Below are 18,225 nucleotides of genomic sequence, written 5' to 3'. Positions count from 1 at the left end.
ATACCTGTTATTCGCCTTTTACCCGCTCAATGGTGACGCCCAAGCCGCGCAGTTTATCTTCCACATACTCATAACCACGGTCGATGTGGTAAATGCGCTCGATACAGGTCTCGCCCTGGGCTGCCACCGCTGCCATTACCAATGACATAGAGGCGCGTAAATCGGTTGCAATGACAGGCGCGGCATTGAGTTTATCGACGCCTTGAACAACGGCAGTATGACCATCGACCTTGATATTTGCGCCCATACGTTGCAGCTCAGGGACATGCATGTAGCGATTTTCAAAAATATTTTCAATAATGGTACTGGTACCTTCTGCAATACAGCAAACTGTCATGAGCTGGGCTTGCATATCGGTTGGGAACGCAGGGTGTGGTAATGTGCGGATATCAACGGCTTTTGGACGACCCGCCATTTTGACATTAATCCAGTCGCTGCCAACGGTGACTTGGGCGCCCATTTCTTCAAATTTTTTAAGCACGGATTGCATTAAGCTTGCTTCAGTTTTTTTGGCAGTCACTTCGCCGCCTGTCATCATGGCAAGCGCAAGATATGAGCCTGTTTCAATACGGTCTGGTACTACTGAGTACTCACAGCCATTCAATTTGTCAACGCCTTCAATGGTCATATAAGCGGTGCCAATGCCTTCAATTTTTGCGCCCATTTTGACAAGCATATTAGCCAGATCAACCACTTCTGGTTCACGCGCACAGTTTTCTAGGTGCGTGGTTCCTTCCGCCAATGCCGCTGCCATGATGGTGTTTTCAGTGCCGCCAACCGTGACCATATCAAAGGTAAAATGACAGCCTTTTAGCCGACCGCTAGCGGGTGCTTTGGCTTTGACATAGCCATTTTCAACAGTGATGGTCGCTCCCATCGCTTCCAAGGCTTTTAGATGTTGGTCGACAGGGCGTGAGCCAATTGCGCAGCCACCAGGTAGCGACACTTCAGCCTCCCCAAAGCGCGCAAGCAGCGGTCCCAATACCAAAATCGATGCACGCATGGTTTTGACCAGCTCATACGGGGCATAGTAGCTATTGATGGTACTGGTATCGCAAGTCACCGTATCGCCGTTCTTTTCAATGGTGATACCCGTTCCCGCAATCAATTTGACCAAGGTATTGACGTCTTTGAGTGTCGGTACATTGTGCAGGGTGGCGGGGGTTTCTGCCAAAATCATTGCCGCAAGCAAGGGTAATGCCGCATTTTTTGCACCAGAGATGACCACTTCACCTTTGACCTGGGTGCCACCCGTGATTAAAAATTTATCCATGTGTTTCTCCTAAAAATGGCTTATTGCGCAGCTTGTTTGGCTTGCATCTCATGCCACTGGGCATAGGTCAACGCTTGGATATTGAGTGCATGGATTTCACCTGACGCAAATTTATCAGACACCAACCCCAATACGGCTTGTTGACGTGCGACAGGACGTTTACCCTCAAAGCTGTCATCCACCACGCGCACATCAAATTTGTTGCCTTGATTGGCAGCTTCGATTTTGCCACTCGGAAAATGGGGTTGTAGTAAAGTAATTAAATCTTGTGCGTTCATGGGAAATACCTAATAAAAGAGGGGTAAAATTATACTATTTTGCTGCGTAGCATAGCATAATTTTTGCTAAGTTTATACGTTATACAAAATGCTTAATTTACGCTAAAAGCGTCCTTAATCCACGTAGGCGTTGGCATGACAGCCTGCCGTGCAGCTAAAACGCCTTCATAAATTACTACATCAAAGCGAATGTCAAAGGTATCAAATTGTGGATGCGCTTGTAAAAAAGCTGCGGTGGTTTTAATGATTTTACGTTGTTTGGCGGGGGTGATACTGTCTAAACTTGTGCCAAATTGGCTGGCTTTTCGTTGACGCACTTCGACAATGACGAGGCAAGGGATTTTTTGCGTCGGCTCAAGCATCACCAAATCAAGCTCGCCCAAGTTTTTGTAGTGCCAGTTTTTGGCAAAAAACGTTAAGCCTTGCGCTTCAAGGTAGTGTTTGGCGAGGGTTTCATAATAGTCGCCTTGGCGCTGTTTTGGGGCGGTGAGTTTCATTGTTGGGTTATTTTACTGTTGCAAAGGTTTTTTCTAAAGCGGCACAAGTTGGGTATTTTTGCTGTAATTTTGCCAAATAATAGGCTTGGTTGTTGTCGATAAAGCCATCCAAAATCCCTGAGTAATTTTGACCAATCCCACATCGTTGCTGTTGTCGATTCCAACTGACCGGTATCACCAACGGCTTTTGTAAAATCAGCTTGTTGTTTTGACAAGTCAGCTTTGCCACACTATCAATGCGATAATTATGCGGTTTACCCCCATCATAATGACTGGCTAATGCCACAACGATATCGTTGGGTTTTAATGAGCTAATGGCAAAAACACCTTCAAAACGCTGCGCCGATGGCAAAATAAGCCGTTGACGCCATGTGCGAAATGCCCAGTAATAATCGGTGAATTTTAAGCCAAAACCTTGCTTGGATTGGCTTTCACGTTGCAATTCACCGCCTTTTTCGATACTGGCAATTCGTCCGACCAACACATCAGCCGGGGATGAGGGTAAACAAGCCTCTGCCGTTGAAATTAAACTTACACTTAAAATAGCAAAGCAAATTGTTTTCATGACAAATCCTTTTTTCCGCAGAAAACACCTTATAATACCACCAATATTTAGCAAAATTTGAGAAAATCATGCAGCAAAACGGCACACTTTACATCGTCGCCACCCCGATTGGTAATTTAACCGATATGACCGCCCACGCCATCGACTGCCTAAAAAGCGTGGCTATCATCGCCTGTGAGGACACCCGTACCTCGGGCAAACTGCTCAACCACTTTAACATCCCCACCAAAACTTGGGCTTATCACGACCACAATGCCGAAGTACAGACCCCTAAACTGATTGAAGTATTACAGTCAGGGCAAAGTATCGCGCTTATCAGTGATGCCGGTACCCCGCTGATTAGCGACCCTGGTTTTCGACTGGTGCGCGCCTGTCACCAAGCCGGTATCAAAGTCTCACCGGTTGTCGGCGCCAGTGCTGCCATAGCCGCCTTATCGGTCGCAGGATTACCTTCAGACAAGTTTTATTTTTATGGCTTTTTGCCTGCCAAAACCGCAGGACGCCAAAGCGAGTTGACTAAAATCAAGGACTTAACCGCTACGCTGATTTTTTATGAAGCGCCCCATCGTATTGTTGAGTGTATCGATGACATGATTATGGTGCTTGGCGACAATCGACAAGTGACGTTTTGCCGTGAGATAACCAAAACGTTTGAAACCATTTATCCATCAACGCTCGGTGAACTAAAACAGTTTGTTGCAAGCGATGCCAATCAGCAAAAAGGGGAAATGGTACTGGTGGTCGCTGGGGCAAGTGACTTACAGAATAATGATAATCAACACGATGAATTGTTAAAACGACTATTGCAAGATTTGTCATTGAAAAAAGCCGCACAGCTCGCCAGCGATATCACAGGGACGAAAAAAAATGCTTTGTATGACAGAGCTTTACAATTACAACGGATAGTAAAATAAACGCTGATGCCGTTCATCAGCGTTACCCGGTCAAGCGATGAAAGATACTAGCTATCGCTAAAATCGCAACTATCACTGATACTTAGCACCAAACTAATTAGCGGCTGATAGCTAAAACAACCTAAGACACATTTTAGTTAATGCAAAAAAGCTGCGTGATTGCACCTAGCTTTTTTGGGTGATTAATGCAAATTTTCCCCAATTAAGGCAACCAATTGTTCCGCAATTTTATCTTTACTGGCTTTTTCTAGTGTCATCCCTTCTGATTTATCTTTAAAAAACACCGTCATGGCATTGTCATCACTGCCAAAACCAATATCGGTGCGGGAGACATCATTACAGGCAATCATATCTAAGTTTTTGGCTTCAAGCTTGCCACGAGCATATTTTTCGATATCTTGGGTTTCTGCCGCAAATCCTACCACAAAAACCTCAGGGAATTCTTCGGCAATGGTCGCCAAAATATCAGGATTTTTCACCAAATCCAGCGACATCTGATCTTGCGTTTTTTTAATCTTTTGCGGCACGACATCACGCGTGCGATAATCAGCGACCGCAGCCGTGGCAATAAAAATATCGGTCGCTGTGCTAACAGGTTCGACTTCGATATCATTGCCAAATTCATCATGATGATGATGGTGGTGATGTTCATGGTCATGATGATTGTGGTTATGGTGGTGATCGTCATGGCATTCACATATATCATCACTGGCGCATTGGCGAGCGGTCATTAGCATTTCTTCAGCCGATAACACATCGATACGATTGACCAGTAGTGGCGTTGGTAGGGGCACTTTACCCCCAACGATCAAGGTCACCCTCGCGCCTGCATTACGGCACGCTTTTGCCAGCGCAAATCCCATTTTGCCCGTGGAATGATTGGATAGATAGCGCACAGGGTCGATGGCTTCAATCGTTGGACCTGCGGTGATTGTCACATTTTTACCCGCCAATACTTGCGGGGTGATTTGCGCTGCGATGAAATATTGCACGTATTCAAGCAACTGCTCTGGCTCTGGCAATCTTCCCTCACCGATATCACCACAGGCTTGCTCACCGCTGGCTGGTTGGATGATCTCATAATCATAATCGGTTAACGTCTGCAAATTAAGTTTGACCGATGGATGTTGCCACATTTGCTGATTCATAGCAGGTGCCACTAAAATCGGGGCAGCGGTAGCAAGGCAGACGGTAGTGAGTAAATCATCCGCTATTCCCATGGCCAGTTTAGCAATCGTATTCGCGGTAGCAGGCGCGATAATCAGTAAATCCGCCCATTTTGCCAGTTCAATATGCCCCATTCCCAGCTCAGCGCTCTCATCCAACAAGTCGATATGCACTGGGTTGCCCGTCAAGGCCTGCAGCGTTAACGGTGTGATAAAGGCTTGTGCGCTTGCCGTCATAATAACACGGACGTCATAGCCACTTTTAATCAATAGTCGGGCAAACGAGGCGGATTTGTAGGCAGCAATAGCGCCTGTGATACCAAGAAGGATATTTTTCATAAGATAAAAGCACTAAAAAATTTCGCCTATAGTAACAATTTTCCGCCACTTTAGGTATGATTAATCATCATTTATTAGGAAATGCCTATGGCAATCAAAGACTGGCACCAAGACGAGCGCCCCAGAGAAAAGCTACTGCAAAAGGGCGCTGAGAGTCTATCAGATAGTGAGATTTTGGCAATATTCTTACGCACAGGCACCAAAGACCAATCCGCCATCGAACTGGCTCGTGGCTTGATTGAAAAATTTGGCAGTCTGGCTCAGTTACTAGCTGCGCCGAGTGAAGCAGTCATGGCGTGTCATGGTATCGGCATGGCAAAATACGCGCAGATTTTGGCAAGCCTTGAGATGGGCAAACGCTACCTTGCCAGCCAAGTCAAACAAGCCCCTACCCTTAACGACAGCCAATTGGTCAAAGACTATCTGACTACGCAGCTGCGACCGCTCAATCGCGAGGTGTTTGCGGTGCTGTTTTTGACCAATCAGCTCACCTTAATCCAGTACGAGGTGTTGTTCACAGGCGGTATTTCATCGTGCTCGGTGTGTGTGCGGGAAGTGTTGCGCTGTGCGTTAAAATATGGGGCAAGCCAGCTTATTATCGCCCACAATCACCCAAGCACCTCTGCCACAGCGTCACAGGCAGATCTAGAAATTACCCGCAGTTTGGCAAAAGCGTGTCAGCTTGTCGATATGACTTTGATTGACCATATTATCGTGGGTCAAGATGGCACGCTTTCTTTACAAGAAACAGGCAAGATGCCTTAGCGTTTGACGCGGTTTTTAACCATTATTACCACCCAAATCATCATCAATAAACCAATGATTAACGCAATCATTGCAAAAATGGGTGAAAAAATCGACAAAGCCGACAGCCCTATCGCTGTCCCGGTTTCTGCCACTGAAACAGCGGGATTTGCCAAACCGCCCGTCGTCGCAGTCGAAGCCACGCGCGTGGTGGCAGCTGTACCTTTTATCGTAGCCGCAGCGCCGCCGCCAGCAATGATCGCTAGCGCCCAAGTCATGGCAGGACTCATATCGGTCAATGTCGAAGCCATGACCAATGTTCCTGCAATCCCTGCGAGCGGTACAGCAACCGTATCTAACAGATGATCAACTAACGGGATTAAATAACTGATCGACTCTGCAATACTGGCTACACCCAAAATAATTAACGCAGGGGTGGATGCCACCCATTGCCAGCTATCATTAAGGGGAATAATATGAAAATATGCGGCACAACTGAGCGCAAACAGCGGTACAAACACACGAAACCCGCTACTTGCCGCCAAGCCAATCCCAAGAAAAATACTTAAAATCATTTCAGTTGTCATATTCTCGATACTCAAAGTATGAATAATTTTCCCGCTATCATAAATAAAAATTATTAAGAAAAAAACACATATTTAATTAGCATCGCAAAACACATCACCACAATCACCGGTCGAATAAACTTAGTGCCCCCTTTAACGGCCATCCTTGCACCCAATGAAGCACCAATAAACTGCCCCACCATCATAGCAACTCCCACTGACCAAAGCACTTTTCCACCCAACACAAAGAACATCAATGATGCGGCATTGCTGGTAAAGTTGAGTAATTTGGCATTGGCAGTCGCGGTAATCATATCCAAGCCCCGCATGGTGATACCGCCTAGCGCAAAAAACATCCCTGTACCAGGGCCCAAATAGCCATCATAAAAACCAATTAAGGGTGACATCCCATATTGCCATTTATTTTTGCTGATTCGTGGTGCAGATTTGACCTCACCGATAGTGGGTGCAAACAGATAATAAATACCAATAAGCGCGATTAAAAAAGGAATGCCTTTGGCTAATAGCACTGGCGGAGAAAGTTGCACAGCCATAGCGCCTAGCACAGCTCCGACAAAACAGGCGATAATCGAACGCCAAATTTGCTTGGGGTGAATCTTGCCTTTGCGTATCATGGTAATAGAAGCAGAAAGCGAACCTGCAGTCGCTTGCAGCTTATTAGTGCCCAAGGTATAAAGCGTAGGAACATTTGCCATTAACAGGGCAGGAATAGTTAGTAAGCCGCCACCCCCTGCCATGGCATCTAAAAATCCTGCAATCCCCGCGACCAACGTTAACATCACTAGTACATCAAAACTCAGCTGCATCATATTTCCAAAGGTTAATTGAGGAGTTATCACTATAAACAAAAAAACCCCATAAGCGCGAACCTATGGGGTTTTTTTAATCAGGATGATTAGTCACGGTCTACTAATTCAACGTATGCCATCGGTGCAGCATCGCCATCGCGATAACCACATTTGATGATACGTAAATAACCACCTGGACGCGCTTTGTAGCGTGGGCCTAGTGTCGTGAATAATTTACCTACAGTCGCTTTATTACGTAAGCGGTTAAACGCTAGACGACGGTTAGCAACTGAATCTTCTTTTGCCAAAGTAATTAGCGGCTCTGCCACACGGCGAAGCTCTTTAGCTTTAGGAAGAGTAGTTTTGATGAGTTCATGTTCAAATAGTGAGTTGGTCATATTTTGGAACATGGCCTTACGATGGCTGCTGGTACGACCCAACTTAACTCCACTGTTACGATGTCGCATGGTCAAACTTCCTTTAAATTTTAACGGCTACGGTAAGAGAAGCGGTCATCAACACGTAAATCAGCAGGTGGCCAATTTTCAAGGCGCATACCGAGTTCTAAGTCTTTAGAAGCAAGGACGTCTTTGATTTCAGTTAATGATTTCTTACCGAGATTTGGGGTTTTTAACAACTCAGTTTCGGTGCGTTGTACCAAATCGCCAATGTAATAGATATTTTCCGCCTTCAAGCAATTTGCTGAGCGAACCGTTAATTCTAAGTCATCCACTGGGCGCAGTAGCACAGGGTCAACTTCTTCTTTTTCCTTAACAGGTTCTGGGGTAGCTTCCGCTTCAAGGTCAACAAATACGGCAATTTGCTGCTGCAAAATCGTTGCTGCTTTGCGAATCGCTTCTTCTGGATCGATGGTACCATTGGTTTCAAGTTCAATAACCAAACGGTCTAAGTCAGTGCGCTGTTCAACACGGGCATTTTCAACTTGGTATGCCACGCGTAAGATTGGGCTATAGCTAGCGTCCAATTTTAAACGACCAATAACTTTATTATCACCAGAATCTTTACGTACATTGGCAGGCTCATAACCACGACCTACTGCTACACGCAAACGCATTTTTAAATGACCACGATCACTTAATGTACCTAAAACTAAATCAGGATTGATAATCTCTACATTGTGAGGTAACTCAATATCTGATGCTAGTACAGTGCCAGGACCTTGTTTGTTAAGGGTCAAGAATACTTCATTTTGATCATGCAATTGGATCGCTAAACCTTTTAAATTTAACAATAGATCTAACACATCTTCTTGCAACCCTTCAAGGGTTGAATACTCATGATCAACGCCTTCGATTTCAGCTTCGATTACAGCTGCACCAGGCAATGAAGATAATAGAATACGACGTAGGGCATTACCTAAGGTATGCCCAAAACCTCGTTCTAACGGTTCGAGCGTGACTTTGGCGTGTGTTTCATTGACCGTGTCCACATGAATGGCATTCGGTGTAAGAAACTCAGTAGCATTTAGCATCATTTGTCACCTCGACTTTATAGTAAAATTAATTATTTAGAGTACAACTCAACGATTAAGCTTTCGTTGATTTCGGTTGGTAAATCAGCACGCTCTGGCGCTTGTTTAAAAGTACCTTGCAATTTGCTGTGATCAACTTCCAACCATACAGGCGTACCACGTTGACCCGCCAATTCAATTGCGTTTTTAATACGTAATTGTTCTTTGGCTTTTTCGTGTACGGCAATCACATCACCATCTTGCAATTGGATTGAAGGAATGTTCACACGAACAAACTCATCACGACCCGCTTTTTTTACTAGAATAGCACGATGGCTAACTAATTGGCGAGCTTCTGCGCGAGTTGCACCAAAACCCATACGATAAACAACGTTATCGAGGCGACGTTCTAACATTTGAAGCAAGTTTTCGCCAGTTGCGCCTTTCATACGCGCAGCTTCTTTATAGTAGTTTGAGAATTGACGCTCTAACACACCATAAATGCGTTTTACTTTTTGTTTTTCACGAAGCTGTGCAGAATACTCTGACGTTTTGCTACGTGGATTACCATGTTGACCAGGGGCACGGTCAGCTTTTTTGGTTTTTTCTTCGTACGCTTTTACGCCTGATTTTAATTGTAAATCAGTACCTTCACGACGAGAAAGTTTTAATTTTGGACCTAGATAACGGGCCATGAAAGTCTCCTTATACGCGACGTTTTTTCGGTGGACGAGTTCCGTTATGAGGAATCGGGGTTATATCGCTAATGCTGTTTATTTTATAACCCAATGCACCTAAGGCTCTTACCGCAGACTCACGACCAGGTCCTGGACCTTTAACCAAGACATCAACATTCTTGACACCATATTCTTGTGCTGCTTTACCAGCAACTTCAGCCGCAACCTGTGCAGCAAATGGTGTAGATTTACGTGAACCACGGAAGCCTTGTCCACCAGCGGTGGCCCAAGCCAAAGCATTACCTTGACGATCGGTAATCGTTACAATGGTGTTATTAAAAGACGCATGGATGTGCGCTACGCCCTCAGCTACCGAGCGGCGAGTCACTTTTTTGCGACTACGAGTGTCTTTTGCCATCTTTTAGCTTCCTAAGTTAATTATTTTCTGATTGCTTTACGTGGACCCTTACGAGTACGCGCATTTGTTTTTGTGCGTTGACCATTTACTGGTAAACCGCGACGATGACGCAAGCCACGATAGCAACCTAAGTCTACTAAACGTTTAATATTCATCGAGATTTCACGACGCAAGTCACCTTCAGTCGCATACTCTGCAACTTGGGTACGGACAGCATCAAGCTGAGTATCATTTAGTTCACTGATTTTAGTAGTTGGTGCAATGTTTACCGCTTCTAAAATTTTAGCAGCAGTGGTACGACCAATACCAAAAATATAAGTGAGTGAAATGATAGCGTGCTTGTTGTCCGGAATGTTTACACCGGCAATACGAGCCATTGACATTTCTCCAATTATAAGGAAAAGATGAGTTAATCATCTACTGATGTAGCATTTTGAAACACTTGGTTATCTACAAATGTGTCAAAATAACGACAAGTAGCGGATAATACAGTATCCGCTACCTGATTTCAAGTCCAATCTAACAATTTAGATTAACCTTGACGTTGTTTATGACGCGGTTCTGCACTACAAATAACGCGAACAACGCCTTTGCGGCGTACAATTTTGCAGCTACCGCAGATTCTTTTTACAGATGCTTGAACTTTCATTTTCAGCTCCTAGTAGTAGTTATGAATGCTTGACTTCCATAGTTTGCATCAGCGAATAATCATGGTATTGGTGAGTCATTAAGTGCGCTTTAACTTGGGCAATAAAGTCCATAATCACGACCACACTAATCAGTACTGAGGTACCGCCTAGATGAAACGGAATACCAAACGCAGATTGCAATATCATCGGCATCAAACAAATAATTGTCATATAAATCGCACCAATAAAGGTTAAGCGATTTAATACATGATCTAAATAACGTTGAGTTTGTAAACCTGGACGAATACCTGGAATATACGCCCCACTTCGTTTCAAATTCTCTGATACTTCTTTTGGACTAAATACCAACGCGGTATAAAAATAACAAAAGAAAATAATCAAGGCTGCAAAAATTACCAAATACAGCGGCTGGCCGGGTGATAACACTAATGCCATATTCTGCAAGAAACTTTGAAAAATATTGGGATTGGGTGATTGACCTACCCACTGTCCCAAACTCGCTGGGAATAACAACAATGAACTGGCAAAAATCGCTGGAATAACCCCTGCCATATTAATTTTTAATGGCAAATGCGATTGCTGCTGTGCATATATTTTTCGTTCTTGCGATTGCTTTTGGGCATAGTTGACTGGGATACGGCGCTGTGCACGCTCAATAAATACAATCCCCGCCACCACCGCTAACGCCAATAAACTAAATATCAACAAGGCAATCATATTCATTTGACCTTGCTGGACAGAGTTAATTGACTGTGTGACCACTTGTGGAAAAGTCGCTACGATACCCGCTAAAATTAGCATTGAAATACCGTTACCAATACCACGTTCAGTAATCTGTTCACCTAACCACATCAAAAACATCGACCCTGCAACCAACGAGGTTACCGCAGGAATATAAAAACCAAGACCACTGGTCAATGTAAGATTCTGACTAATCAGACCTGTACACATACCAATTGATTGAACCAAAGCTAAGGCAAGGGTTAATTGGCGTGTATACTTGTTGATTTGGCGTTGACCGGCTTGGCCTTCTTTTTTTAATGCATCCAATGATGGTATAACCGCCGTCATCATCTGGACAATGATTGAAGCAGAAATATAAGGCATAATCCCGAGTGCCATGACTGACATCCGCTCTAATGCCCCACCAGAAAACATATTAAACAAACCTAAAATAGTATTTTCATTGGTTTGAAAAAATTTCGATAAGCTTTCTGGATCCATACCAGGAATAGGTACGTGTGAACCGAAACGATAGACGACTAAAGCACCCAACAAAAATAGTAAACGATTAAATAATTCATCGTACTTACGAATAAATGCTAGAGGATTCATCGATGTTGAATGCTTAGTCATGTAGGATTACTCCTCAACAGTACCACCAGCTGCTTCAATAGCCGCTTTAGCACCTTTAGTCACTTTAACACCTTTAAAAGTATATGCTTTGGTTACGTCACCTGAAAGGATGATACGAACACGTTGCATATCGTGGCGAATGATATTCGCTGCTTTTAAAGACTCAACGCTTACCACGTCACCATCAACTTGGTTCAATTCTGATAAACGCACTTCTGCCGTTACCATTGCAAGTTTACTGGTGAAACCAAATTTTGGCAAACGACGGTATAAAGGCATCTGACCGCCTTCAAAACCTGAGCGAATACCAGAACCTGTACGTGAGGTTTGACCTTTGACACCACGACCACCGGTTTTACCGATACCAGAACCGATACCACGACCACGGCGAAGTTTATTTTTTCTTGAACCTTCAGCTGGGCTCAATTCATTTAAACGTAGACCCATTATACTTCCTCCACTTTAACTAAGTAGTTAACGCGGTTTACCATACCACGGGTCGAAGGGGTATCTTCAACTTCGACAGTATGTCCAATACGACGTAACCCTAAACCTTTCAAACAAGCTTTATGGCTTGCTAGGCGATGGGCACTCGATTTTACTTGAGTAACTTTCATTTTTTTCATGTTAGCTCACCTTAGCTTAGCCCAAGATTTCTTCAACTGATTTGCCGCGTTTTGCCGCAACTTTTTCAGGAGAAGACATTTCTTTTAACCCGTTGAAAGTTGCACGTACAACGTTAGCGGCATTGGTTGAACCATAGCATTTTGCTAATACGTTTTCTACGCCTGCAACTTCTAATACTGCACGCATTGCACCACCCGCGATAACACCGGTACCTTCAGAGGCTGGTTGCATATACACGCGGCTTGCACCGTGGCTAGCAGTAATAGGATGTTGAAGGGTTGTACCTGCTAAATCAACGGTAATCATATTACGTTTGGCAGCTTCTAGTGCTTTTTGAATCGCTGCAGGCACTTCACGCGCTTTACCACGACCAAAACCAACACGACCATTACCATCACCTACCACTGTGAGTGCGGTGAAAGAAAAGATACGACCACCTTTTACAACTTTAGATACACGGCCAACTGTGACTAAGCGCTCTACTAAACCGTCTGTTTGTTCAACTTTTGCCATGATTAGAACTCCAATCCATTTTCACGAGCGGCTTCAGCTAATGCTTTAACACGACCATGATATTTAAAACCGCTACGATCAAACGCAACTTTAGTAATACCGGCAGCTTTAGCGCGTTCTGCAATTAATTTACCAACGGCAGTTGCAGCTTCGATGTTGCTAGTTTGACCAGCACGTAAAGTAGTATCTAACGTTGAAGCTTGGGCTAACACTTCACCACCCGTTGGTGAGATAACTTGTGCATAAATGTGGGTGTTAGTACGATTAACAGATAGACGATTTACGCCTAAACCACGGATATGTGCACGGGTTTTTTTCGCTCTGCGAAGGCGAGCAGCTTTTTTATCAAACATGTCATTTCACCTTATTTTTTCTTAGCTTCTTTACGAGCGACATACTCATCGCTATAACGAACGCCTTTGCCTTTGTAAGGCTCAGGTGGGCGATAGCCACGAATGTTTGCTGCTGCTTGACCTAGCTTTTGTTTGTCGCTAGATTTTAACACGATTTCAGTCGCAGTTGGGGTTTCAGCAGTAACACCTTCAGGTAGTACATATTCGATTGGGTGTGAGTAGCCTAAGTTTAGGTTAACTTTATTGCCAGCAACAGCGGCTTTATAACCAACACCAATCAATTGTAGACGACGTTCGAAGCCTTCAGTAACACCTTTAACCATGTTGCTTAATAATGCACGAACTGTACCAGTGTGCATCCAACCGTCTTTAGTGTCAGATTTTGGTGAAAGAATAAGTTGATTATCTTCCTGTTTTAGCTCGACCAAATCATGCAGGCGTAAAGTTAGCGTACCTTTGCTACCTTTAACTTCAACCTGCTGACCGTTCAAAGTAACACTTGTACCATTTGGTAGTGCTACAGGGGCTTTAGCCACACGAGACATACGGGTAATTCCTATAAAAGTGATAAAAAAACGAACAGGCACAACAAACTATGCCTGTCCTTCTTAATGTTAATTAAGCCACGAACGCAATAATTTCGCCGCCTAATCCAGCTGCACGAGCTTCACGGTCACTCATGATGCCTTTACTGGTAGAGATGATTGCTACACCTAGACCTTTTTGGACGCTTGGTAGTGCATCTTTACCACGGTATTGACGTAAACCTGGACGACTATAACGTTTAATCGTCTCAATAACTGGTTTACCTTCAAAATATTTTAACTCTAAGGTTAATTCAGTTTTACCTGTACCAACTTCTTCAGTTTCTGCGGTCGCAACATAACCTTCTTTCACTAGCAAATCAGCAATTGATTTACGTAGTTTTGAGCTTGGCATAGTCACAGACGCTTTTTGAGCCATTTGTGCATTACGGATACGAGTCAACATATCAGCAACGGTATCTTGCATACTCATATTGTTTCCCCTTACCAGCTTGCTTTATGAACGCCAGGTACATCACCTTGCATTACTTTTTCACGAATCATGTTACGTGAAAGACCAAATTTACGGAAATAACCGTGTGGACGACCTGTCAATGCACAACGATTACGTAAACGTACTGGTGAAGCATCACGTGGCAGTGCTTGTAATGCCAGCATGGCGTCCATACGTTCTTCATCAGTTGCGTTGATGTCGCTGATAATTGCCTTAAGCTTTGCACGCTTCTCAGCATATTTAGCAACAGTCGCTTCGCGTTTAAATTCGCGATTAATCATACTTTTCTTTGCCATATTGCCTTATCCTTGCTGTTAGCCCTTAAATGGGAAGCCGAATGCTTTAAGCAATGCACGACCTTGATCATCAGTTTTTGCGGTAGTCGTAATGGTAATATCTAAACCACGAATACGGTCGATTTTGTCAAAGTCAACTTCAGGGAAAACGATTTGCTCTTTGATACCTAGTGAATAGTTACCACGGCCATCAAATGCTTTATCTGTAAAACCGCGGAAGTCACGGATACGTGGAATAGCGATTGAGATTAAACGATCTAAAAACTCGTACATCTGTTCGCCACGTAACGTTACTTTACAGCCGATTGGCCATTCTTCACGGATTTTAAAGCCGGCAACTGATTTGCGAGCTTTGGTTACTACAGGTTTTTGACCGGCAATTGCCGTCATATCCGCTAATGCACCTTCAAGCACTTTTTTGTCTTGAGCCGCATCACCCACACCCATGTTTAGGGTGATTTTGGTGATTTTAGGGATTTCCATAACGTTGGCTAAACCAAGCTCTTGCTGAATTTTTTGCTTAAGCTGTTCGTTATATTGTGTTTTAAGTCTTGCCATTACTGATACCCTTAGATGGTTATGCAGTCGCCACAACTTCACCAGATGAACGATAAACGCGTTGTTTTTTGCCTTCATCATTCAATTGGTAAGAAATACGATCTGCCTTTTGGGTTGCTGCATTATAAATTGCAACATTTGAAATGTGTAAAAATGCTTCTTTCTCGATAATACCACCTTCAACGCCAGTCTGTTGGTTTGGCTTTTGGTGTTTTTTAACGATGTTGATGCCTTCAACTTTTACACGGTCTTCTTTTACTGCTAGTACTGTACCTTGCTTGCCTTTATCTTTGCCAGCAATTACAATCACTTGGTCGCCTTTACGTAATTTTGCCATGTTTTCCTCACAATACTTCTGGGGCTAATGAAACAATTTTCATAAATTGTTCGCCACGTAGTTCGCGGGTTACTGGTCCAAAAATACGTGTTGCAATTGGTGCTTTATTGTTGTTCAACAACACAGCTGCATTATCATCAAAACGTAGTACTGAACCGTCAGGACGGCGTACACCAAACTTCGTGCGTACGACTACCGCGTTCATTACATCACCTTTCTTGACACGACCGCGTGGAATTGCTTCTTTCACAGTCACTTTAATGATGTCGCCTACTGATGCATAACGACGATGTGAGCCACCTAGCACTTTAATGCACATAACTCGTTTTGCACCACTGTTGTCTGCAACTTCCAGCATTGTTTCAGTCTGAATCATCGCGTTACTCCATAAATTGGCAAAACAAGTCTTTGCCAGAATAAGCCATTTTTAAGGTGGCGTATTGTAGCAGTTACTGACTTGCTTTGCAATTATAACTATCTATTTAAGTTAAATTAAATATTAACTGCTTTTTCTACAACGTCTACTAACACCCAAGATTTGGTTTTTGATAGTGGACGTGTTGATTTGATACGAACTGTATCACCAACGCCACACTCATTGTTTTCATCATGAGCATGTAGTTTGGTAGAACGACGAATCATTTTGCCATACTTGGCATGACGAATACGACGCTCAACAAGTACCGTAATGGTTTTATCCATTTTGTCACTGACAACTTTACCAGTGACTGTACTTTGTTCAGTAGCGTTAGCTTGGTTGGTATTTTGCTCACTCATGATTAAGCCCCTTGGTTTTCGGTGTTCTGTTTTTCAGAGATAAGAGTCTTGATTTGAGCAATCGTACGACGATTTGCTTTAATCTCATGGGTGTTGCCTAACTGACCAGTGGCTTTTGCCATACGAAGACGAAATGTTTCTAATTGTTTTTCGTCTAGTAATTGGGTCAGCTCTTCGACTGATTTGTCTTTAAGTTCACTGATCTTCATTACATTATCGTCCGTTTAACAATGGTGGTTTTGAAAGGCAACTTGGCAGCTGCAAGCGTGAACGCTTCAGTTGCTAGCTCGTCAGAAACCCCTTCGATTTCATAAAGCATTTTGCCTGGTTTGATTTCGCATACCCAGTATTCTACTGGGCCTTTACCTTTACCCATACGAACTTCTAGTGGTTTTTCGGTAATTGGTTTGTCTGGGAATACACGAATCCAAATTTTACCACCGCGCTTGATACGACGTGAAATCGTACGACGAGCAGCTTCGATTTGACGTGCAGTCATACGACCACGTTCTACTGATTTAAGTCCGATTGTACCAAAAGATACGCTACTACCACGGTGAGCTAACCCCGTATTACGTCCTTTTTGTACTTTACGAAACTTGGTACGTTTTGGTTGTAACATATCGATTAACCTCTGTCTTTAGCTGGGCGCTCACTACGTGGGCGGTCGCTACGATCATTACGAGCACGACGTTTTTGAGGTGCACGTGCTTGTTTTTCTTCTTTGACTGGATTATATACACGGTTCATGCCGTCAAGCACTTCACCACGGAAAATCCAAACTTTTACACCGATAGTACCGTAAGTGGTTTCTGCGCGTACATTTGAGTAATCAATGTCTGCACGTAATGTATGCAAAGGTACACGACCTTCACGATACCACTCTGAGCGAGCAATCTCAGCGCCGCCAAGACGACCTGATAGCTCAACTTTGATACCTTGTGCGCCAGCTTTCATACTGTTTTGAACAGCACGTTTCATAGCACGGCGGAACATGACACGACGTTCAAGTTGTGAAGCAATACCGTCAGCTACTAGACGTGCGTCTAAGTCTGGTTGGGTGATTTCTTCAATGCTAACTTGTGCCGGTACACCCATTAATTTGGTAAGTTCTTTTTGTAGGCTTTCAATATCTTCGCCTTTTTTACCAATGATGATACCAGGACGTGCCGTAGCGATAGTGATTTTAGCTGCGCCCGTAGGACGTTCGATGCTAATACCGCTGATCATCGCTGCTTTAAGCTTTTTCTCTAAATATTTACGAACTTGTAAGTCGTTGATTAAGTATTCAGAGTATTTTTTTGGATCTGCATACCAATTAGCGTTTGATTTACGGATTACGCCAAGACGGATGCCGATTGGATGAACTTTCTGTCCCATATTATGCTCCTACCTTAACTGTGATGTGGCAAGTACGTTTGCTAATACGGTCAGCACGACCTTTGGCACGTGGTAAAACACGTTTTAACGTAATACCTTCATCCACATAAATGGTAGAAACACGCAATGTATCGATGTCTAAACCATTGTTATGCTCAGCGTTAGCAATCGCAGATTCTAAGCATTTTTTAACCAATTTAGCGGCTTTTTTGTTGCTAAAGGTTAAGATATCTAATGCACGCTCGATTGATTTGCCGCGAACTTCGTCAGCAACTAAGCGTACTTTTTGTGCCGAAATGGCGGCACCGCGTAATTTTGCAGTTACTTCCATGATGAGCACCTTATTTCTTAGATTTCTTGTCAACGCCATGACCACGATATGTACGGGTTGGGGCGAATTCACCAAGTTTATGACCAACCATTTGCTCGTTTACGATAACAGGTACATGTGTACGACCGTTATGAACAGAAATAGTTAAGCCGACCATTTGTGGCAAAATCATTGAGCGACGTGACCAAGTTTTGATTGGTTTGCGTGAGTTAGTTTCTAACGCATTCTCAACTTTGGCAAACAAGTGCGCATCGATGAATGGACCTTTTTTCAATGAACGAGGCATGAAATT

The 18,225-nt window shown here is 43.6% G+C and carries 32 protein-coding genes; 2 read left to right on the top strand and 30 right to left on the bottom strand.

What is annotated here, in order from left to right:
* Positions 1-7: 7 nt before the first annotated feature.
* The 4 genes from murA to RNZ41_RS02435 all read right to left on the bottom strand — a co-directional run bounded on the left by murA (position 8) and on the right by RNZ41_RS02435 (position 2,613).
* Complete coding sequence (gene murA / locus RNZ41_RS02450; RefSeq protein ID WP_314027485.1) at positions 8-1,273, bottom strand: UDP-N-acetylglucosamine 1-carboxyvinyltransferase; 1,266 nt, start codon at positions 1,271-1,273, stop codon at positions 8-10.
* A 20-nt stretch (positions 1,274-1,293) separates the two neighbouring features.
* Complete coding sequence (locus tag RNZ41_RS02445; protein WP_065263076.1) at positions 1,294-1,551, bottom strand: BolA/IbaG family iron-sulfur metabolism protein; 258 nt, start codon at positions 1,549-1,551, stop codon at positions 1,294-1,296.
* Between the two features lie 92 nt (positions 1,552-1,643).
* Complete coding sequence (locus tag RNZ41_RS02440) at positions 1,644-2,048, bottom strand: YraN family protein (RefSeq protein ID WP_314027484.1); 405 nt, start codon at positions 2,046-2,048, stop codon at positions 1,644-1,646.
* A gap of 7 nt (positions 2,049-2,055) precedes the next feature.
* Complete coding sequence (locus RNZ41_RS02435) at positions 2,056-2,613, bottom strand: hypothetical protein (RefSeq protein WP_203172247.1); 558 nt, start codon at positions 2,611-2,613, stop codon at positions 2,056-2,058.
* Positions 2,614-2,681: 68 nt separating this feature from the next.
* Between RNZ41_RS02435 and rsmI the strand changes: the two genes are divergently transcribed.
* Positions 2,682-3,527: a 16S rRNA (cytidine(1402)-2'-O)-methyltransferase gene (gene rsmI / locus RNZ41_RS02430; protein WP_314027483.1), complete on the top strand. Its 846-nt coding sequence runs from the start codon at positions 2,682-2,684 to the stop codon at positions 3,525-3,527.
* Between the two features lie 182 nt (positions 3,528-3,709).
* On the opposite strand, the gene coaBC is transcribed toward rsmI, so the two are convergent.
* Entirely contained in the window at positions 3,710-5,032 is a 1,323-nt protein-coding gene (gene coaBC / locus RNZ41_RS02425) for a bifunctional phosphopantothenoylcysteine decarboxylase/phosphopantothenate--cysteine ligase CoaBC (protein WP_312175740.1), read from the bottom strand.
* Positions 5,033-5,119: 87 nt separating this feature from the next.
* On the opposite strand from coaBC, the gene radC reads away from it, so the two are divergent.
* Positions 5,120-5,797 carry a RadC family protein gene (radC, locus tag RNZ41_RS02420; protein ID WP_050324677.1) on the top strand — a complete coding sequence of 226 codons (678 nt, stop codon included), beginning with the start codon at positions 5,120-5,122 and terminating at the stop codon, positions 5,795-5,797.
* Here the strand turns inward: radC and RNZ41_RS02415 are convergent.
* The 25 genes from RNZ41_RS02415 to rpsS form a co-directional block, all read right to left on the bottom strand.
* Entirely contained in the window at positions 5,794-6,363 is a 570-nt protein-coding gene (locus RNZ41_RS02415) for a DUF4126 domain-containing protein (RefSeq protein WP_050324676.1), read from the bottom strand. The two genes, radC and RNZ41_RS02415, sit on opposite strands and share 4 nt — an antisense overlap.
* A 53-nt stretch (positions 6,364-6,416) precedes the next feature.
* Positions 6,417-7,169, bottom strand: coding sequence for a TSUP family transporter (locus RNZ41_RS02410; protein WP_282850055.1), 753 nt, complete (start codon positions 7,167-7,169; stop codon positions 6,417-6,419).
* 89 nt (positions 7,170-7,258) lie between these two features.
* Positions 7,259-7,618, bottom strand: coding sequence for a 50S ribosomal protein L17 (gene rplQ, locus RNZ41_RS02405; RefSeq protein ID WP_036593417.1), 360 nt, complete (start codon positions 7,616-7,618; stop codon positions 7,259-7,261).
* Positions 7,619-7,638: 20 nt separating this feature from the next.
* On the bottom strand, positions 7,639-8,646 hold the full coding sequence (locus RNZ41_RS02400; protein ID WP_065253362.1) for a DNA-directed RNA polymerase subunit alpha: 1,008 nt from the start codon (positions 8,644-8,646) through the stop codon (positions 7,639-7,641).
* A 29-nt stretch (positions 8,647-8,675) separates the two neighbouring features.
* Positions 8,676-9,317, bottom strand: coding sequence for a 30S ribosomal protein S4 (gene rpsD, locus RNZ41_RS02395; protein ID WP_007115568.1), 642 nt, complete (start codon positions 9,315-9,317; stop codon positions 8,676-8,678).
* Between the two features lie 10 nt (positions 9,318-9,327).
* Positions 9,328-9,717, bottom strand: coding sequence for a 30S ribosomal protein S11 (rpsK, locus tag RNZ41_RS02390; RefSeq protein WP_007115567.1), 390 nt, complete (start codon positions 9,715-9,717; stop codon positions 9,328-9,330).
* 20 nt (positions 9,718-9,737) lie between these two features.
* Positions 9,738-10,094: a 30S ribosomal protein S13 gene (gene rpsM, locus RNZ41_RS02385; protein WP_007115566.1), complete on the bottom strand. Its 357-nt coding sequence runs from the start codon at positions 10,092-10,094 to the stop codon at positions 9,738-9,740.
* 155 nt (positions 10,095-10,249) lie between these two features.
* The gene (gene rpmJ / locus RNZ41_RS02380) at positions 10,250-10,366 is read right to left on the bottom strand and encodes a 50S ribosomal protein L36 (protein WP_040403280.1); all 117 of its coding nucleotides are present in this window, start codon (positions 10,364-10,366) and stop codon (positions 10,250-10,252) included.
* A 19-nt stretch (positions 10,367-10,385) separates the two neighbouring features.
* Entirely contained in the window at positions 10,386-11,723 is a 1,338-nt protein-coding gene (gene secY, locus RNZ41_RS02375; protein ID WP_007115565.1) for a preprotein translocase subunit SecY, read from the bottom strand.
* 6 nt (positions 11,724-11,729) lie between these two features.
* Entirely contained in the window at positions 11,730-12,170 is a 441-nt protein-coding gene (gene rplO / locus RNZ41_RS02370) for a 50S ribosomal protein L15 (protein WP_007115564.1), read from the bottom strand.
* The gene (gene rpmD, locus RNZ41_RS02365; RefSeq protein WP_007115563.1) at positions 12,170-12,349 is read right to left on the bottom strand and encodes a 50S ribosomal protein L30; all 180 of its coding nucleotides are present in this window, start codon (positions 12,347-12,349) and stop codon (positions 12,170-12,172) included. Before rpmD ends, rplO begins: the two co-directional genes overlap by 1 nt.
* A gap of 16 nt (positions 12,350-12,365) precedes the next feature.
* The gene (rpsE, locus tag RNZ41_RS02360; RefSeq protein ID WP_007115562.1) at positions 12,366-12,863 is read right to left on the bottom strand and encodes a 30S ribosomal protein S5; all 498 of its coding nucleotides are present in this window, start codon (positions 12,861-12,863) and stop codon (positions 12,366-12,368) included.
* Positions 12,864-12,865: 2 nt separating this feature from the next.
* Positions 12,866-13,216 carry a 50S ribosomal protein L18 gene (gene rplR / locus RNZ41_RS02355; RefSeq protein WP_007115561.1) on the bottom strand — a complete coding sequence of 117 codons (351 nt, stop codon included), beginning with the start codon at positions 13,214-13,216 and terminating at the stop codon, positions 12,866-12,868.
* Positions 13,217-13,227: 11 nt separating this feature from the next.
* Positions 13,228-13,761 carry a 50S ribosomal protein L6 gene (rplF, locus tag RNZ41_RS02350; protein WP_036593421.1) on the bottom strand — a complete coding sequence of 178 codons (534 nt, stop codon included), beginning with the start codon at positions 13,759-13,761 and terminating at the stop codon, positions 13,228-13,230.
* Positions 13,762-13,834: 73 nt separating this feature from the next.
* Positions 13,835-14,233 (bottom strand): 30S ribosomal protein S8, encoded by a 399-nt coding sequence (gene rpsH / locus RNZ41_RS02345; protein ID WP_282841374.1) that lies wholly within the window; start codon positions 14,231-14,233, stop codon positions 13,835-13,837.
* Between the two features lie 11 nt (positions 14,234-14,244).
* A complete protein-coding gene (gene rpsN, locus RNZ41_RS02340) occupies positions 14,245-14,550 on the bottom strand; it encodes a 30S ribosomal protein S14 (RefSeq protein WP_007115558.1) in 306 nt (101 codons plus the stop codon).
* 18 nt (positions 14,551-14,568) lie between these two features.
* The gene (rplE, locus tag RNZ41_RS02335; protein ID WP_007115557.1) at positions 14,569-15,108 is read right to left on the bottom strand and encodes a 50S ribosomal protein L5; all 540 of its coding nucleotides are present in this window, start codon (positions 15,106-15,108) and stop codon (positions 14,569-14,571) included.
* A 19-nt stretch (positions 15,109-15,127) separates the two neighbouring features.
* A complete protein-coding gene (gene rplX, locus RNZ41_RS02330) occupies positions 15,128-15,445 on the bottom strand; it encodes a 50S ribosomal protein L24 (RefSeq protein WP_036593426.1) in 318 nt (105 codons plus the stop codon).
* Between the two features lie 7 nt (positions 15,446-15,452).
* Positions 15,453-15,821: a 50S ribosomal protein L14 gene (rplN, locus tag RNZ41_RS02325; protein WP_007115555.1), complete on the bottom strand. Its 369-nt coding sequence runs from the start codon at positions 15,819-15,821 to the stop codon at positions 15,453-15,455.
* A gap of 116 nt (positions 15,822-15,937) precedes the next feature.
* Positions 15,938-16,222, bottom strand: a complete 285-nt coding sequence (rpsQ, locus tag RNZ41_RS02320; RefSeq protein WP_007115554.1) for a 30S ribosomal protein S17 — start codon at positions 16,220-16,222, stop codon at positions 15,938-15,940.
* A gap of 2 nt (positions 16,223-16,224) precedes the next feature.
* Positions 16,225-16,431, bottom strand: coding sequence for a 50S ribosomal protein L29 (gene rpmC, locus RNZ41_RS02315; RefSeq protein WP_007115553.1), 207 nt, complete (start codon positions 16,429-16,431; stop codon positions 16,225-16,227).
* A complete protein-coding gene (gene rplP / locus RNZ41_RS02310; protein WP_007115552.1) occupies positions 16,431-16,844 on the bottom strand; it encodes a 50S ribosomal protein L16 in 414 nt (137 codons plus the stop codon). The genes rpmC and rplP overlap by 1 nt, the downstream gene beginning before the upstream one ends.
* 5 nt (positions 16,845-16,849) lie before the next feature.
* Positions 16,850-17,602, bottom strand: coding sequence for a 30S ribosomal protein S3 (gene rpsC / locus RNZ41_RS02305; RefSeq protein WP_007115551.1), 753 nt, complete (start codon positions 17,600-17,602; stop codon positions 16,850-16,852).
* Between the two features lies 1 nt (position 17,603).
* Positions 17,604-17,933 carry a 50S ribosomal protein L22 gene (gene rplV, locus RNZ41_RS02300; protein ID WP_007115550.1) on the bottom strand — a complete coding sequence of 110 codons (330 nt, stop codon included), beginning with the start codon at positions 17,931-17,933 and terminating at the stop codon, positions 17,604-17,606.
* Positions 17,934-17,943: 10 nt separating this feature from the next.
* Positions 17,944-18,219 carry a 30S ribosomal protein S19 gene (rpsS, locus tag RNZ41_RS02295; protein WP_007115549.1) on the bottom strand — a complete coding sequence of 92 codons (276 nt, stop codon included), beginning with the start codon at positions 18,217-18,219 and terminating at the stop codon, positions 17,944-17,946.
* Between the last annotated feature and the right edge of the window lie 6 nt (positions 18,220-18,225).

The organism is Moraxella sp. DOX410 (assembly GCF_032248735.1).
Taxonomy (GTDB): domain Bacteria; phylum Pseudomonadota; class Gammaproteobacteria; order Pseudomonadales; family Moraxellaceae; genus Faucicola; species Faucicola tetraodonis.
Note: the sequence above shows the minus strand (reverse complement) of the source record. Positions and strands in the feature narration are given on the sequence as shown.